1 protein-coding gene is annotated in these 1,117 nt (G+C 42.1%); it reads right to left on the reverse strand.

Annotated elements, in window-relative coordinates; all coding sequences use genetic code 11:
- Window positions 1-21: 21 nt before the first annotated feature.
- A protein-coding gene (locus ISP07_RS20405) for an IS630 family transposase (protein WP_420706885.1) occupies window positions 22-988 on the reverse strand; the annotation gives its coding sequence in 2 pieces (ribosomal slippage) (window positions 22-588 and window positions 590-988; 966 coding nt in all).
- Between the last annotated feature and the right edge of the window lie 129 nt (window positions 989-1,117).

Genomic DNA, 1,117 nt, shown 5'->3' on the forward strand with positions numbered 1-1,117 from the left:
TTATACCATTCCGCATAAAGATTAAATCAATTTAATCCATTCCCGATTGCACATTTTCTTCACTCGATCCGGGATTGAAATAAAGTGATTCCATGCCTTTGAAACTTCATCGACAATTTCGTCATAGCCCGAAAACACTCTATTGGATAAACAATGCTGTCGTATCCAGCTCCATACTTGCTCTATTGGATTTAGCTCTGGTGAATAAGGTGGGAGCTTTATCAGGGTTAGGTTTTTAAATTCTGTAGCTGTATCGTATGTGTGCCAGCCTGCGCCATCTATTATCACGACAGCGTGTCTTCCAGCAGGTGTCGCGTGTGATATCTGGCGCATATGCTGCGTCATCGCTTCTTTATTTACGAATGGGCTAACTAACGCTTCAGTTTGGCCTGTGGCTGGACATACCGCGCCAAATAAATATCCATAGTCAAATTGCTGTTGTTTTACAATCCGTGGCCGAGTACCTGTTTCAGCCCAAATACGCGTAGTCGGATTTTGCTGGCCAAATCGTGCTTCGTCCTGAAACCATACGTCGATCCGATCAAGAGGAAGGTGTCCTGGTGTGTGAAGGATCGTTTCCAGCTGGAAGTTTTTTAAAAGCCTCTTGGCTCTGTAATGATTGTTTTGGGTGTTTAGAGCGGCTTGTGATCCAACTAAAGCCAAGTTGCTTTAGAATTTTATAGACATGATTTAAGTGGTAATGAACACCAAATTCTGTGTGAATGTAATGCACAATGTCTTCACCGGTAAGGCGGCCACCACGTAGTTCTGTGTTCGTGCGCTTTATAAATTCAGACAGTTGTTCAAGTTGCCGCTGTTGCAGCCTTGATGGACGTCCTTGAATAGGCTTATTGTCTAAACCATCAAGCCCATACTCTAGGTAACTAGAAACCCATTTATTCACACTACTTCTTGCAGTGTTTAGACGTTTTGCAATATCGGTTCGGCTATTACCCTCATAAAATAAAGACACTGCGAGCAATCGCATGCGTTTTCGTGCGTTTGGTTCTTTTCGAGAAAGCGCTAAAAGCTGTTCAGATATGTTTGAATTCAATGTTATTAGCCGGTGATTTTATATAGCCTATATTAGATCAGATATTTAAGCGGAATGGTATTA

This window comes from Pseudoalteromonas sp. PA2MD11 (genome assembly GCF_017808125.1).
Taxonomy (GTDB): Bacteria; Pseudomonadota; Gammaproteobacteria; order Enterobacterales; family Alteromonadaceae; genus Pseudoalteromonas; species Pseudoalteromonas simplex.